Annotated in this window: 13 protein-coding genes and 1 tRNA gene; 4 read left to right on the forward strand and 10 right to left on the reverse strand. The window is 51.4% G+C overall.

The window, feature by feature from the left end; genetic code table 11:
- Positions 1-13: 13 nt before the first annotated feature.
- Both ACTHRE_RS00295 and ylqF read left to right on the forward strand, forming a co-directional pair.
- Positions 14-250: a lipoprotein gene (locus tag ACTHRE_RS00295; protein WP_003684875.1), complete on the forward strand. Its 237-nt coding sequence runs from the start codon at positions 14-16 to the stop codon at positions 248-250.
- Positions 251-343: 93 nt separating this feature from the next.
- Positions 344-1285, forward strand: a complete 942-nt coding sequence (gene ylqF / locus ACTHRE_RS00300; RefSeq protein ID WP_315040369.1) for a ribosome biogenesis GTPase YlqF — start codon at positions 344-346, stop codon at positions 1283-1285.
- A 55-nt stretch (positions 1286-1340) separates the two neighbouring features.
- Here the strand turns inward: ylqF and ACTHRE_RS00305 are convergent, their stop codons facing one another.
- The 8 genes from ACTHRE_RS00305 to ACTHRE_RS00340 all read right to left on the reverse strand — a co-directional run bounded on the left by ACTHRE_RS00305 (position 1341) and on the right by ACTHRE_RS00340 (position 11188).
- Positions 1341-1934, reverse strand: a complete 594-nt coding sequence (locus tag ACTHRE_RS00305) for a LolA family protein (protein ID WP_004520070.1) — start codon at positions 1932-1934, stop codon at positions 1341-1343.
- Between the two features lie 58 nt (positions 1935-1992).
- Complete coding sequence (locus tag ACTHRE_RS00310) at positions 1993-4215, reverse strand: NADP-dependent isocitrate dehydrogenase (RefSeq protein WP_440344789.1); 2223 nt, start codon at positions 4213-4215, stop codon at positions 1993-1995.
- 172 nt (positions 4216-4387) lie between these two features.
- Positions 4388-5590, reverse strand: a complete 1203-nt coding sequence (locus ACTHRE_RS00315) for a beta-ketoacyl-ACP synthase (RefSeq protein WP_440345260.1) — start codon at positions 5588-5590, stop codon at positions 4388-4390.
- 3 nt (positions 5591-5593) lie between these two features.
- On the reverse strand, positions 5594-6112 hold the full coding sequence (locus ACTHRE_RS00320; protein ID WP_440344787.1) for a hypothetical protein: 519 nt from the start codon (positions 6110-6112) through the stop codon (positions 5594-5596).
- A 108-nt stretch (positions 6113-6220) separates the two neighbouring features.
- Positions 6221-7459 (reverse strand): NAD(P)/FAD-dependent oxidoreductase, encoded by a 1239-nt coding sequence (locus tag ACTHRE_RS00325; RefSeq protein WP_440344786.1) that lies wholly within the window; start codon positions 7457-7459, stop codon positions 6221-6223.
- Positions 7460-7593: 134 nt separating this feature from the next.
- Positions 7594-9912: an MMPL family transporter gene (locus ACTHRE_RS00330; protein WP_440344785.1), complete on the reverse strand. Its 2319-nt coding sequence runs from the start codon at positions 9910-9912 to the stop codon at positions 7594-7596.
- 93 nt (positions 9913-10005) lie between these two features.
- Positions 10006-10623 (reverse strand): 4'-phosphopantetheinyl transferase family protein, encoded by a 618-nt coding sequence (locus ACTHRE_RS00335; protein ID WP_377073144.1) that lies wholly within the window; start codon positions 10621-10623, stop codon positions 10006-10008.
- Between the two features lie 52 nt (positions 10624-10675).
- Positions 10676-11188 (reverse strand): hypothetical protein, encoded by a 513-nt coding sequence (locus tag ACTHRE_RS00340; protein ID WP_224783511.1) that lies wholly within the window; start codon positions 11186-11188, stop codon positions 10676-10678.
- A 199-nt stretch (positions 11189-11387) separates the two neighbouring features.
- Between ACTHRE_RS00340 and ACTHRE_RS00345 the strand changes: the two genes are divergently transcribed.
- Positions 11388-11480, forward strand: a tRNA-Ser gene (locus ACTHRE_RS00345).
- Positions 11481-11560: 80 nt separating this feature from the next.
- Positions 11561-12121: a pseudouridine synthase gene (locus ACTHRE_RS00350; protein ID WP_070646764.1), complete on the forward strand. Its 561-nt coding sequence runs from the start codon at positions 11561-11563 to the stop codon at positions 12119-12121.
- 55 nt (positions 12122-12176) lie between these two features.
- Here ACTHRE_RS00350 and ACTHRE_RS00355 read toward each other — a convergent pair whose 3' ends face one another.
- On the reverse strand, positions 12177-12983 hold the full coding sequence (locus ACTHRE_RS00355; protein WP_070646765.1) for a DUF4198 domain-containing protein: 807 nt from the start codon (positions 12981-12983) through the stop codon (positions 12177-12179).
- Between the two features lie 151 nt (positions 12984-13134).
- Positions 13135-14511 carry a DNA repair protein RadA gene (gene radA / locus ACTHRE_RS00360; protein ID WP_070646766.1) on the reverse strand — a complete coding sequence of 459 codons (1377 nt, stop codon included), beginning with the start codon at positions 14509-14511 and terminating at the stop codon, positions 13135-13137.
- Between the last annotated feature and the right edge of the window lie 219 nt (positions 14512-14730).

Raw genomic sequence — 14730 nt, forward strand, 5'->3', positions numbered from 1 at the left:
AAAGGAAGAAACCATGAAAAAAATCAGTCTGACCGCATTATCCTTGCTTATCTTGACCGCCTGCGCGACAGAGCCTGTCACTGCTTACCGTTGGCACCGTACCGGAGCGAGCGAAGCTGAGGTTTCCCGTCAAATCAATACCTGCAAATCACAAGTTCAAAATGGAACCAAACGTGGCAATACATCCAAAACTTTTGAGCAATGTATGGATGAAGCAGGGTATTACAGCTACGAGCATGGCAATCTCTAAATCCTGATTGACCGATTATCCAAATACCGAGGCCGTCTGAAAAACAATGATTTTTCAGACGGCCTCAGATACGAATAGAAAGAATAAAAAGACATGGCTATCCAATGGTTTCCCGGCCACATGAACAAGGCAAAAAAAGCCATTGCCGAACGCATTAAAAGCGTTGATATGGTGATTGAGATGCTGGACGCGCGTATGCCTGCTTCCAGCGAAAACCCCTTGCTTGCCCAGTTGTCCAAAGGCAAGCCAAAACTTAAAATCTTAAACAAGCAAGACCTTGCCGATCCCGAGCGCACCAAAGTTTGGCTCGAACACTACAACAGCCGTCAAGATACCCGCGCCATTGCGCTTGATTCTTCCGAAACCGGCGCGCACGGCAAAATTACCCAAGCCTGCCGCTCCATGATTCCGCATCGCCAAGGTATCGAGAAGCCGCTACGTGTCCTGATTTGCGGCATTCCCAACGTCGGCAAATCCACCTTGATTAACGGCATGATCGGCAAAAAATCTGCCAAAACCGGTAACGAACCCGGTATTACCAAAGCCGAACAACGCCTTTTCCTTGCAGACGATTTCTGGCTTTACGATACCCCCGGTATGTTGTGGCCGAAAATTATCGTCGAAGAAGGCGGCTACAACCTTGCGGCCGGCGGTGCAGTCGGACGCAACGCACTGGATGAAGAAGAAGTAGCGCTTGAGCTTTTGGATTACCTCCGCCGCCATTATCTGGCCCTGTTGCAAGAGCGCTATCAAGCCGACAAAGATCCAAGCAGCCATTGGGACGATACTTCTTGGCTGGAGTGGATTGCCAAGAAACGCGGTGCGGTTTTGAGCGGCGGACGGGTCAACTACCAAAAGGCTGCTGAAAATATCCTGACCGATTTCCGCGAAGGAAAAATCGGCAGAATCACGCTGGAAACACCAAACCAATGGGAAACTTGGCTGAAAAAAGCCAGACAGAAAGAGGCCGAACTTAAAGCCATTCGCGAAGCAAGAAAGGCGGAACGAAAAGGGCAGAAGCCTTCAGCCGATTAATATAAAAGGCCGTCTGAAATGTATTTTCAGACGGCCTTTTGTTGGAATAGACAATTTAGAGGGCGGTACGGCTGAAGCTGTCCAGAGCTTTATCGGTTTGGATTTGGTTGAACTGCATGATGGTTTTGTCGCCTTGTTTTTCGTCCAATTCGATTTTTCGTACCAGCGTATCGCCGTTGATTTCGATACGGTTGAAGATTTGGCGGGTAATGGCGGTTTTCGGAGTCAGGGTCAACGTCCATTTTTTCTCGTTGCCGTTTAATTTCAAATCAAATTGTTTTTCCAAGCCCTGGGTATTGCCGCCCAAAAGGTCGAGGAAGAGTTTGATTTGGCGGCTTTGGCCGTTGAGTTTGCTGGCATTTGGGTTGACCCATTGACTGCCGTTCCATTGCATGATGCCGTCTGAACGCACGCGCAGGGTGGTTTCAAATGGTTTTTGCATTTTCCAGAGCAGGCCTTTTTGTGGGACAAGGGTAAAGCTGCCGCTGGTGGTCATGGGTTTGCTGAGGGATTTGAGCTGGCGTTGTTGGACAAAATTGCCTTGCACGTTTTGCGGTTTTTGCAGGGTTTGTGCCAATTCGGCAGGGGAAAATGCCCATAAAGCCGGAGCGCTGATGAGGAGAGTAAGAGAAAGAATGGTTTTTTTCATTGTGTTTCCATAAGGTTTGAGGCCGTCTGAAGATTCAGACGGCCTTTTATTGCTTTAATTATAAGGCTGACAAGGCCTGATTAAAGGTTGCGCTTGGACGCATCGCTTGTGCAGCTTTTTCAGGATTGGCTGCGTAGTAGCCGCCGATGTCGACCGCTTTGCCTTGTACGGCAGAGAGTTCTTCAACTATTTTGGCTTCGTCGGCAGTCAAAGCGGCTGCCAATGGAGCAAATGCGGCTTTCAGTTCGGCATCTTTGTCTTGCGCCGCCAATTCTTGCGCCCAGTAGAGGGTGAGGTAGAAATGGCTGCCGCGGTTGTCGAGTTCACCTGCTTTGCGTTTAGGCGATTTGTCGTTCAACAGCAGTTTTTCGGTGGCTGCATCCAAAGTGTCGGCGAGGACTTGGGCTTTGGTATTGCCGGTTTTTTGCGCCAGATGTTCAAACGATACGGCGAGTGCGAGGAATTCGCCCAAAGAGTCCCAACGCAAGTGGTTTTCTTCGAGGAATTGTTGGACGTGTTTCGGTGCAGAACCACCCGCGCCGGTTTCAAACATACCGCCACCATTCATCAATGGAACGATAGACAGCATTTTCGCGCTGGTACCCAGTTCCAAAATTGGGAACAAGTCGGTCAGGTAGTCGCGCAGGACGTTACCGGTTACGGAGATGGTGTCTTCGCCGTTTTTCAGACGGCCCAAGCTGAATTTAGCGGCTTCTTCAGGAGCGAGGACGCGGATGTCGAGGCCGTTGGTATCCAGTTCGGCAAGGTAGGCTTTAACCTTGGCGAGTAGGCTCTTGTCGTGCGGACGGTTTTCGTCGAGCCAGAATACGGCTGGTGTATTGCTCAGACGGGCGCGGTTGACGGCGAGTTGTACCCAGTCTTTAACCGGCGCGTCTTTGGTTTGACACATACGCCAGATGTCTCCGGCTTCAACGTCGTGTTGCATCAGGACATTACCTGCTGCATCAATGACTTGAACTTGGCCATCGGCTTCGATTTCGAAAGTTTTGTTGTGCGAACCGTATTCTTCGGCTGCTTGCGCCATCAGACCGACGTTAGGAACGGTACCCATGGTTGTCGGGTCAAACGCGCCGTGTTCGCGGCAGAAGTCGATGGTTGCTTGGTAAACACCGGCATAGCTGCTGTCGGGAATCACGGCTTTGGTATCTTGCGCTTTGCCGTCTTTGTCCCACATGCGACCGGAGTTACGAATCATCGCAGGCATAGAGGCATCAACGATGACGTCACTAGGAACGTGCAGGTTGGTGATGCCTTTGTCGGAATCAACCATGGCCAAATCAGGGTTGGCGGAGTAAACGGCGGCAATTTCAGCTTCAACGGCTGCGCGGGTGTCAGCATCCAGCTTGTCCAGATTGGCAAGCAGGTTGCCGAAGCCGTTGTTGACGTTGACGCCTGCGGCAGCCAGTTTGTCGCCGAATTTTTCAAATACAGGAGCGAAGAACACTTTGACGGCGTGTCCGAAGATAATCGGGTCGGACACTTTCATCATGGTGGCTTTCATGTGCAGCGAGAACAATACGCCTTTTGCTTTTGCGTCTTTTACTTGCTCGGCAAGGAAGGCGAGCAGGGCTTTTTTGCTCATTACGGTTGCGTCGATGATTTCGCCGGCTTTCAGGGCGACGGGCTCGCGCAGCTCTTTCTTGTTGCCTTGTTTGTCGGTGAACACGATGGATACGGAAGTCGCATCGGGTACGGTAACGGATTGTTCGTTATGGAAAAAGTCGCCGCTTTGCATGGTGGCAACGTGGGTTTTGGAGTCTTTGGTCCATGCGCCCATGCTGTGCGGATGTTTTTTCGCAAAGTTTTTCACCGCTTTAGGTGCACGGCGGTCGGAGTTGCCTTCACGCAGGACAGGGTTTACCGCGCTGCCTTTGATGCGGTCGTAGCGTTCGCGTACAGCTTTTTCTTCATCGGTTTGAGGGTCGGCAGGATAGTCGGGGACGGCAAAGCCTTTAGACTGCAATTCTTTAATCGCGGCCGTCAGTTGAGGTACGGATGCGCTGATGTTCGGCAGTTTGATTACGTTTGCATCGGGTTGTTTCACCAGTTCGCCCAATTCGGCAAGCGCATCAGGTACGCGTTGCGCTTCGGTCAGGTATTCGGGAAACACCGCCAAAATACGGCCGGAGAGAGAAATGTCGCTGGTTTTGACATCAATATCGGCGTGGCGGGTAAACGCCTGCACAATCGGCAACAGGGATTGGGTGGCCAATGCAGGAGCTTCGTCGGTGTAGGTATAGATAATGGTGGATTTAGTCATGGGATTATTCTCTATGTAGGTTAAGTTTTTCTTTTCGGGCACATCGCGAGAAGAAATGTGCTAAGCCTATTATGGCATATTTCGGCGGATTTGGTTGTTGTTTTGATGTTATTGTTTTTTAAGTTGCGGAAAAGAAAAAGGCCGTCTGAAAAGACAGCCTAAATATAAGGACTTATCCGATAATCAAAACGGCATTGCTGCCGCCGAAAGCGAATGATGAGCTGGCGGCAATGCGTTTTTCAGACGGCCAGCGGCTGTTTTCGTCGGTTAAAGCAATGTTGGGCAGCTCGGAATCGGGTACGTTGTCCCATTGTTGCGGTGGCAGTTTGCCTTCTGGATTGTATTGGTGGTTGGCCATCAACCAGGCAAACGCGGCTTCGATCGCACCAGCTGCGCCTAAGGTATGACCGGTGGACGGCTTGGTTGAAGTGCAAAGGGTGTGGCTGCCAAATACTTCGGCAACGGCTCGGCTTTCCATGCTGTCGTTGTGCTGCGTGCCGGTGCCGTGCAGATTGATCCAGCCGATCTCTTCCGCTTTCAAGCCGGCTTTATCCAAAGCGGCCTGAAAAGATTGGGCTGCACCCAAACCGTCGGGGCGGGGCGAAGACATATGGTAGGCATCGCTGCTTGCGCCGTAGCCGAGCAACTGCATTTCGCCGTCAAAATCGGCATCGCGCGTCATTACGAAAAATGCGGCCGCTTCACCGATATTGATGCCGTTGCGATTGGCAGAAAAAGGCTTGGCGATGCCGTCTGAAAGCACTTCCAAAGAGGCAAAACCATTAATCGTCAGCGGAGAAAGCGTATCCGCGCCGCCGCAAATCACGGCATCACACAATCCGGCACGAAGCAGCCGGGCTGCGCTGATGAGGGCGCGTGCTCCGGAAGTGCAGGCGGTGGAGACGGTATAGCGCAAGCCGTCCAAACCGTAAACTTGGGCGATAAATTCGGAGGGCGAAGCCATGGTGTGTTGCAGCTGTTTGAACGGAACATCCGTCCATTCACCACCTTGGACAACGTGTTGGAACAAAGGGATATTTTCATCTGCGCCACTGGTGGAAGTACCGGTAACGACAGCAATCCTTTCTTTGCCGTAACGGGCAATGGCCGTCTGAATCAGTCCGTCTATTTGCGAAAGAGCGTGCAGGATAAGTTGGTTGTTGCGGCTGCGATGCGCTTCGGGAATGCTGTCGGGCAGAGGCATCAGGGTTTCTTTGACTGCACCGAAAGCATACGTTTTGCCTTTTACCCATTGGTCTGAAAAAGTCAGGGGCGTGTTTTCAGACGGCGTGAGTAAGGCATCGGCATGAACTTGTAAGCCGCTACCCAATGCGCTGGTCAGTGCCGGACGGCTGAGATAAACAGGAGTACTCATGAATTAGTCTTCTGCAATCGGGCTGACCGTCCAGAAAGTTTGGTCGGGGAAGCCGATAAGGAATTGTTCGGAATGGTGGGCGACACACCACAAATCACGCTCGCGGTAGCTGAACACCGCGCCTTTGCCGTCAGGGCAGAAGCCTTGATGGGAGGCATTTTGTTGGCGTGCTTCAGGGTAAAGCGTGGCGGCTTGTTCGGCGGCCAAAAGCGGCAACAGGGCTGCAAACAATCGGCGCGAAGAGGCATTGGGCATCACAAAGCCGTCATTTTTCCAACCTTTAGTGCTGACCGATTGACGCGATACCGGCGCACCCAGTGCATCGGTTTGGACAAAGCGGATGCCGTCTGAATGAGGCTCGACTGCCAAGAGATTGGTTTGAACGGTTTGCCCCGCCGCATTGGTCTGCTCGAGTTTGAACCATTGGCCTCCTTTGGAAAGCGGCGGCAGCGTTTGCGGATGGGGGAGCGAGGTTGCGCATGCGGAAAGCAGTAGTGCGGCAAGAAAAGGGATAAATCGCATAAGGTTTTATCTATCGGTCAAAATATTTAATGATGTGGATGAAGTTTCAGACGGCCTGTTCTGTTTTCAATCTAGGCCGTCTGAAAGACATTCATCCTTATTCTACCTTCATTCTACCTTCAAATCTCCCACCAATGCGGCAAGTGTGGACAAGCGTTGCTCGGATTTTTCCACGAATGGATTGTTCGTGTCCCAAGCGTAGCCTGCCAAAATAGACGAAATCATGCGGCTGATTTCAGGACTGCGGTTGGGCGCGTAGATGGCATTTTGGAAGCGGAAATCGTACCAACCGTTTACATAAGTGCGGAATGCGTTCACGCCGATCATCAGTTGGTCGGCAAATTCGGTTTGCCAATCGACGGCTTCGCCTTTGAGTTGTTTGGCCAACAAGTCGGCAGCCAGTTTGGCAGAGTGCAGGGCAATGGTTACGCCGGAGGAGAAGACGGGGTCGAGGAATTCGGCGGCGTTGCCCAAAAGGGCGAAATGTTTGCCGTACAAGGTTTTCACGTTGGCAGAGTAGCCTTGAATGGAGCGGAACGGGAAGTCGTTTTCCCAAACGGCTTTATCCAAGATTTCCGCCAGCATCGGGCATTCGTACACAAATTTTTTCAACACGGCTTCTGATTCGCCGGCCAGTTTGTCGGGCGTACCGACAACGCCGATGGAGCAGCGGTTGTCGCCGAAAGGAATCAGCCAAATCCAGACATCGCGATGTTCAGGATGCGTGTTGATCAGGATTTTATTACGATCGAATTTCGGGCTGGTGATGTTGTCGTCGATATGCGTGAAGTGGGCTTGGCGAGGAGGCAGTTCGGACGGGCTTTCCAAGTCCAAAAGGTGGGGCAGGACGCGGCCGTAACCGCTGGCATCCAAAACGAATTTAGCGGTCAATTCATAGTTTTCGCCTGTATCGGTCGCAACGCTCAAGCGTGCCACATCGCCGCTGTTGTCAAACGCGGTTACACCGTGTCCGAAGCGGACATCGACACCTTGTTTTGCCGCTTCATCAATCAGGATTTTGTCGAAGATGCCGCGGCGCACTTGATAAATGGTGCCGGGGCCGTCTGAAAATTTTTCAGTAAAGTTGAAATCTGTGTAACGGCTACCCCATGAAAACGCAGCGCCGTCTTTAAATTGAAAGCTGGGCTCGGCATGCACTGCGTCGGCAAAACCGGCTTCTTCCAGCATTTCCATGCAATGTGGCAGCAGGCTTTCGCCGATGACAAAGCGCGGGAAATGTTGTTTTTCCAATACGCAAACTTTAAAGCCTTGTTTGTTCAGCAAAGCGGAAGCAACCGAACCTGAAGGGCCTGCGCCGATAACGGCAATGTCAAATTCTACGGACATTTGAAAATACCTTTGATTTTAATGATAAATAATGTTTAAACCAGCGTCTGAAGTTTTTCAGACGGCCTTTTGCAATTTGGCGATAGAAGTTGAAACAAAATATCGCCTTAATTTCAATCGTCTTCATCTTTTGTCTAATTTTTCAACAATGTGCCTGCCAGCCAAATATTGAATGCCACGCCGATGGTAACCGTCATGCCGAACGCGGCAACGGCGGGTGTGCTGCTGATGGCGAGCAGGGCAAAGGAAATGGCTGTCGTCGCGGCGGCAAGCAGCATGCCGCCTAATTTTGCCTGTGCGCTGTGGTGTGCGGTGGCGGCATAGACGGCATAGTCCACGCCGATGGCGGACACTAAAAGCAGACCGAACATGGCAAACAGGCTGACGGGAATACCGGCTAAACCGAGTACGGCAATGGTGCAGATGGCGGCGGCCAGCGGCACGGCAAGGATTTTGCTGCCGCGTTTGAAACCAAACATTTTCCACAAGAGCAGCCATGCCAACGCATAGGAAGCCAGTTTCAACCATGCGGCCTGATTGCGCGTGTGGTGGAAAAGCTCGTTTAAGTGGGCGCGTTTGTCTGCCCAATGTACGCCGGAGACGTGTTGCACTGCGGCGCGTACGGCGGCTTCATCGGTCATGCCGTTCAAACGCACGACGGCAGCAAAACGGCCTGCTTCCACTTCGCCCAAATACAAGGAACGCCAAGCTTCTGCCAAATCGGTATTCAGGCCGTCTGAAAGCGACAATGGTTGCGTATCGGCGGCTTGAAGCAGGGCATCGCGCACGGTTTTGCGCGGAATACCGATTTCGGTAAGCGGTTTCCAGCTATCAGGCAACTTGGTCAATTCGCGCAGGCGGTTTTGCAGTTTTTGCTGCTCCGTTGTCGGCAGGATGAATTGGTCGGGCGATTGGATGCTGGACAGTTTGCCTTGCGCGATTAAGGGCTGCAGGGCGCGGCCGAGTTCGGCGGTTTTCTTCAACAGGGCATCTTCGCTTTGTGCTTCGGCCACCAAATATTTGCCGCCAAAATCCGTGCCGCTCAACTGGCCGATTTGTTGTACCTCAGCCAACATCGCGGTCGGCATATTGACCCATTGACGGATGTCGTCACGCCAGTCGCTGCGCCACAGTCCGACTGCCAGCAAAAATCCGCCTACGATTAACCAGCCGCGTTTGTGCAGGCGGTTTTTCAGACGGCCGGACAAGGAATAGAGCTTTTCGGTTAATGCAGTAAAAGGCACGGTTTTGGCACGGTAGCGGCGAAACAGCGGCGGCAGCCATAAAACGGTGGCACCAAACGCGCCAAATAAAGCGAAGCCTGAAAATACCGCGGTTTGGCGTAATACAGGCAAAGGGGTGAACCACAGCAGCGCGTAGCCCAAGACGGTAATCATCAGGCTGACGGCAAAACTCGGTAAGACATGTTTCATTGCCGATTCGGCCTGCCAAACGGTCTTTTCAGACGGCCCGAATACCGACGGAGCAAGCCAGTGCAACGGGAAATCCACCAACATACCCACCAGGCTGGTGCCGATGACGATGGTCAGGATATGCACTTCGCCAAAGGTTAATAACGCAACCGCCAATCCGGTCAACATACCGGCTGCCAGAGGCAAGGACAGCAAAAATACTCGGCCGCTGCGGAAGACCCACAACAGCAGCGCAAAGGTCAGCCCAAGTCCGATCATGCTCATCAGTCGGCTTTCTTTTTCTGCGGCTGCTTTGGATACGGCGGCGAACAATGCGCCACCTGCGCTTAAGGTTTCCGCGCCGTTTTCCGAAGCGATTTGACGGCTTTGCGCCATCAGCGGCAAGAGGGCATCGTTGCCGGAAAATTGATCGCCGCCGGCGAGCCGTCCGCGCAAAAATACCCAAGTTTTGCCTTTGTCTTCGGCAAAGAGCATGCCGTTGTCCATGTCCCACTGCAAGCGGCTTTGCGGATTGGCTTTGTCGGCAACAAAGCGTCCGAAGCCCAGCCAGTCTTGTTCTAAAGACAAAGGCGAGGGGGCGGCAAACGGATTGGCCGCAGCTTCTGCACGCGTTTGAAAATAGGCTTGCGGTTGCTCAAACAGCAGGCGTATTTCGTCTTGCGGCAAAACTGCCAAACTCAGTTTCTGCATATCCGCTCGCACTTTGTCCAAATTCGGCGTCATGCTGCTGTCGACTTGTTCAAATATGCCGCTTTTGCGCCATGCGCCGGCAATTTGTGAGGCCGTCTGAAAAGCGGTTTCGGCATCGGTACTGCCTGCAAGCAAAATGACTTGCGAATTGAGCTGCACTTCTGCGGCTTTATCCGCGGCCGTCAGTAAGGCATCAGGTTGCTGCTCGCTTGGCAATAACGCGGTCAAATCGGTTTGGATACGCGCTTGTGAAGCAAAGGCATAAACCAAAAACAGAGTAAGAAACAGGATAAGGGCAGTATAGAGGCGGTTTAGGAGGCGAAGATTCATCGTTCAGACGGCCTTTTGCAAATGCTGCTGTTGGTGTGTGGAATAAGTAAAAGTGCAGTAAATTAAATCAGATTATTATTATTTTGTCAGTTGTTAGATAGTTTGCCGGTCGGTTAAATCATTGGGCTTGAGCGAGCCGAAAAACTGCCATTGCAGAGTGACGGCTTTTTCCTTCCAAACGCAGGCAAGTGCCATCGTATCCGCCAAAATCGCGCTTGTGCCGTGCCAATCGGTTTGCTTTCCAGCGCGTAAACTGACGGGTTGCCCTGAATCGAAAACATAGCCGACCGATTTCATGTCTGACGGAAAATCCAAATTCGTCGCTTTAATCAATGCTTCCTTGAAACACCACAATCGGTAAAACGTTTCAGACGGCCAGTTTGCCGTTTCTAAATAGTTTTGTTCTTCCTGCGTGCAGACCAAAGCCGACAACGCTTTGAAATCGCGCGGGCGGATAAATTCGATATCGACACCGGCTGTTAAGGTATGAGGCGCACACAATAAAGCGGCAAAGCCTTGGCTGTGGCTCAGCGATACAGTCGCTAAATCGGTTTGCTGTTTTAATGCGCGACTGACTTGCCAGTCTTGACGCTGCGCCAGTTGAGGTGTGGCAGTCAAACGTTGGGAATCGGCTGCATTTAGAGACGCATGGTCGTAGCAGGCGGCAAAAGACGGATCGGCCAGCAGGCAGTGAAGGAGTGTCGTATCCATAAAATAGAAAAATGCCAAACTTCATATTGAAGTCCGGCATTTTTGACATTGCTTAGTGGAAGCTGCCTTTCAAAACCACACGGCTGTTGAATGTAGCGATGTGGCATTCGTACTCGTTACCGCCTTTGGTTACTTTGTCAAAGTAGCTAACCAGGTGAACGGATTTGGCTTTTTTACGAAGTGCAGTGCTTTGGAAGCGTTTAACCGCGCTTAAGAATGCGCGTTGGCAGGTTTCATCAGGGGTTTTGCCGACTGAGTTGGAGATTTGACGGGAAGTCAAAGTCGCGCCGGACGTACTGCCGTAGTGAACGCGGATGCTAGGATCCAAAGCGGATTTGGCTTCGGCAGAGTTCAAAGCCACATCGACTTTACACATATAGATATCGTTTTGACCTTTGCCATTGACTTTATGGCCTTCACCCATGCTGCGGCAGGCAGAACCGGCTGCAGTTGTTTTTTGAGTAGAAGTTTGAGAGGAGGAAGTAGATGGTTGGGAATTGCCGGATTGTGAGCAGGCGGCAAGCATCAGGGCGGATACGGCAACCAAAGCAGAAAAACGTAACATACGAACTCCTTTGTAATAATGGGCGTAGAAAAAGTTTACAGAAAGCAGAATCATTTTAACATATATGAAAGAAGTATAAAAATAGGGTTATGCAAAAAAATATTATATTTTTATTTAAATGATTTCATGGCGTTAAGAAAGTTTGAGGCGGTAATGCTTGACGAAGGAAGGGAGAAAGCGTATATTGCGGTCTTCCTTAGGAGTAATGGCTGAGAGGCTGAAGGCACTTCCCTGCTAAGGAAGCATGTGGGGTCAACCTGCATCGAGGGTTCGAATCCCTCTTACTCCGCCAAATATGAAAGACACCGTTTATACGGTGTCTTTTTTATTATCCGGAATTTCTTGGAATCTAAGGCCGTCTGAAAGTGTGAAATGAACGATTTGATTATCCTAAACAAGCCTTATGGCGTGATTTGCCAGTTTTCTGCACATGAAAAACATCAGTGCCTTAAGGATTTTGTCGAGAAACCGGGATTTTATCCGGCCGGACGTTTAGACACGGACAGCGAGGGTTTGCTACTGCTGACCAATAATGGCCGTTTGCAGGCGCAGATTGCCGACCCGAAATTTAAGCAGGTTAAAACTTATTGGGCGCAGGTGGAGGGTTCTCCAGATGAAGCCAAATTGGATTTATTGCGCCGTGGAGTAGATTTGGGAGATTTTGTCACCCGTCCGGCCGAGGTCAGGGTATTGGAAGAAGGCGAAGCGGATGCTTTATGGCCGCGCGTGCCGCCGATTCGCGTGCGTAAGTCTGTGCCTGATTTTTGGGTGGAAATCAAAATTTCGGAAGGGAAAAACCGCCAAGTGCGAAGGATGACGGCGAAAGCAGGCTTTCCGTGTTTGCGCTTGGTTCGCGTGGCAATAGGCCGTCTGAATCTGTTTGATTTGAATTTGGAATTGGGACAATGGCAGTTTGCACCGCATCGTCCTTAAATAGAATGAATAAAGGCCGTCTGAAATATTCAGACGGCCTTTTGTTATGGAAAAATTAATGATGTGAATGACCGATCTGGAAGGTCATTGTGGTGTAGTTGGCCTGTTTTTGGCACACGCTTTGATCGGGGAAATCGGCTTTGTGTTCTACGCTGGCTTTCCAGAAGCCTTGGCGCAATGGAATGATGCTGACTTCGCCTTTGTCATCGGTGGTATCGGAGAAGGCTTGGGCTTCGGTTTTATGGGTTTTGCTGCGGTCGCTGGTGTCGAAGCCGTCAAATGTGGCGGTAACGGTGGCGTTAGGCAGTGGCTCGCCATTGAAGAGGACGCGGACTTTGAAGCGTTCGCCGACGTGGACGTTGGCAGGGTTGTCCAAAGGAACGATTTCCAAATGTTGGCCGACTTGCTTCGTGATGATGGCGGTATCTGCGCTTTCGTGGCCGACATTGACGATGTTTTTACCGAACATACGGGTTTGTTCGCAATAGCTTGCATCAGGCATTTCTTTGATGCTTGCCTGCTTCCAGCCCGCGCTGTTTTTTGACCAGAAGGTCGGTTGGTATTCGGCGGTTACCAAGTAGCTGCCGTCTTTGACCGGCAATTTGCTGCGGTATTGGTAATTGTATGTGCCTTTTTGAATCATGTTTTCTTTGCCTTTTTCAGTCACCAGTTGCATAGGTTTGCTGAAAATGTGCAGGCGGTCTTTGGTGATGGGCTCAAGCTCCGGGAATTCACCATAGCCCAATTCGGCTTCAAGGTATTCGCCGCCATGCGTGTGGGCGGTTTCAACCCAAACGCGGTGGGCGTGTGCGGCAGTGCTGAACAGGAAGGCAGATGCGATAAGCAAAGCAGTTTTTTTCAAGATTTCTCTCCGATTTTCGATGTGTAGAAAAGATAGAATAAAGCGTTCGTTATAATATAACAAAATTATTTAAATTTAAAGAGAGGCCGTCTGAAAACTTTCAGACGGCCTTTTAGATGATTGTTTTTTTGAATCAGATTATCGAAACGGTTTAGTCCCCGTCACGACAAACATCAATCGCTTCCTGCAAACTGCTGACGCCGTAGATTTTCAGGTTCGGAAATTCTTTGGCATTGCGCGGCATATTGGCTTTGGGGACGATGGCGCGTTTGAAGCCGAGTTTTTCCGCTTCTTTGAGCCGCTCTTGTCCGCGTGCAACAGGGCGGACTTCGCCGCTTAAGCCGATTTCGCCGAAAACTACGGTTTTTTCGGGCATGGGGCGGTTGCGGAAGCTGGAGAGCATGGCGAGGATGACAGCAAGGTCGGCGGCGGGTTCGCCGATTTTGACGCCGCCGACGGCATTGAGGAACACGTCTTGGTCGAAACAGGCTATGCCGCCGTGACGGTTGAGGACGGCGAGCAGCATGGCGAGGCGGTTTTGTTCAAGGCCGACGGTGAGTCGTTTGGGGGTAAAACCGTGTGCATCATCGACCAGTGCCTGAATTTCGACCAAAAGCGGGCGGCTGCCTTCCTGTGTGACCAAAACACATGAACCTGGGGTGTCGTCACGGTAGCTTGCAAGGAAGATAGCGGACGGGTTGGATACGCCTTTCAAACCGTTTTCGGTCATGGCGAATACGCCCAATTCGTTTGCTGCGCCGAAACGGTTTTTGATGGCGCGTATCATGCGGTAGTTGGAGTGTTGGTCGCCCTCGAAATACAGCACGGTATCGACCATATGTTCCAGTACGCGCGGGCCGGCGATCGCACCGTCTTTGGTAACGTGTCCGACCAATATCATGGCGATGCCCATCTGTTTCGCCATACGCGTCAGTTGGGCGGCACATTCGCGCACCTGAGACACGGAGCCTGGGGCGGAAGTGATTTGGTCGGAATACATGGTTTGGATGGAGTCGATGACGACGACTTCGGGCTGATGCTGTTTCAAGGCCGTCTGAATCGCTTCCATACGGATTTCGGCAAGCAGGTTCACGCCTTCGGTAGGTAGTTCTAAACGCTGTGCACGCAGGGCGACTTGTTGGGCGGATTCCTCACCGGAAACGTACAGCACTTTGCGGCTTTGCGCCATTTTGGCGATGGTTTGCAACAGCAACGTAGATTTGCCGATGCCGGGGTCGCCGCCGAGCAGGATGACTGCGCCATCTACCAAACCGCCGCCCAATACGCGGTCAAGCTCGCCCATGCCGGTCGGATTGCGCGGCACTTCGGTGGCGGTGACGGCGGAGAGGGATTGGACGGTCGAGGTGTCTGCCGCCCAAGATTGGAAGCGGGCGTTTTTCGGTTCGGGCGCGGCAAGGCTTTCCTGAAGCGTGTTCCACTCGCCGCAATGCGGGCATTTACCCTGCCATTTCGGGGAAGTGCCGCCGCATTCGGTGCATTGGTAGATGGTTTTGGGGGCTTTTGCCATGATGTTTTCCCTGTGGAAGATTTGATGTGTGAAAAGGTCGTCTGAAAAGTGAGGAAGGTTTTCAGACGGCCTTGGGATTATGAATACTTTATTTATAATTTCAAGTATTCATCACTTGTTTAATGCAGCGGCATTTGCTGTTTTTTTGCGGCATAATAGGAAAAATTTACATGGAAATTTTAGAAAAATGATTTTATTTCAAAATAACGATGGTAAGCT

It is taken from the genome of Neisseria sp. P0001.S007, from assembly GCF_051963655.1.
GTDB lineage: Bacteria > Pseudomonadota > Gammaproteobacteria > Burkholderiales > Neisseriaceae > Neisseria > Neisseria subflava_A.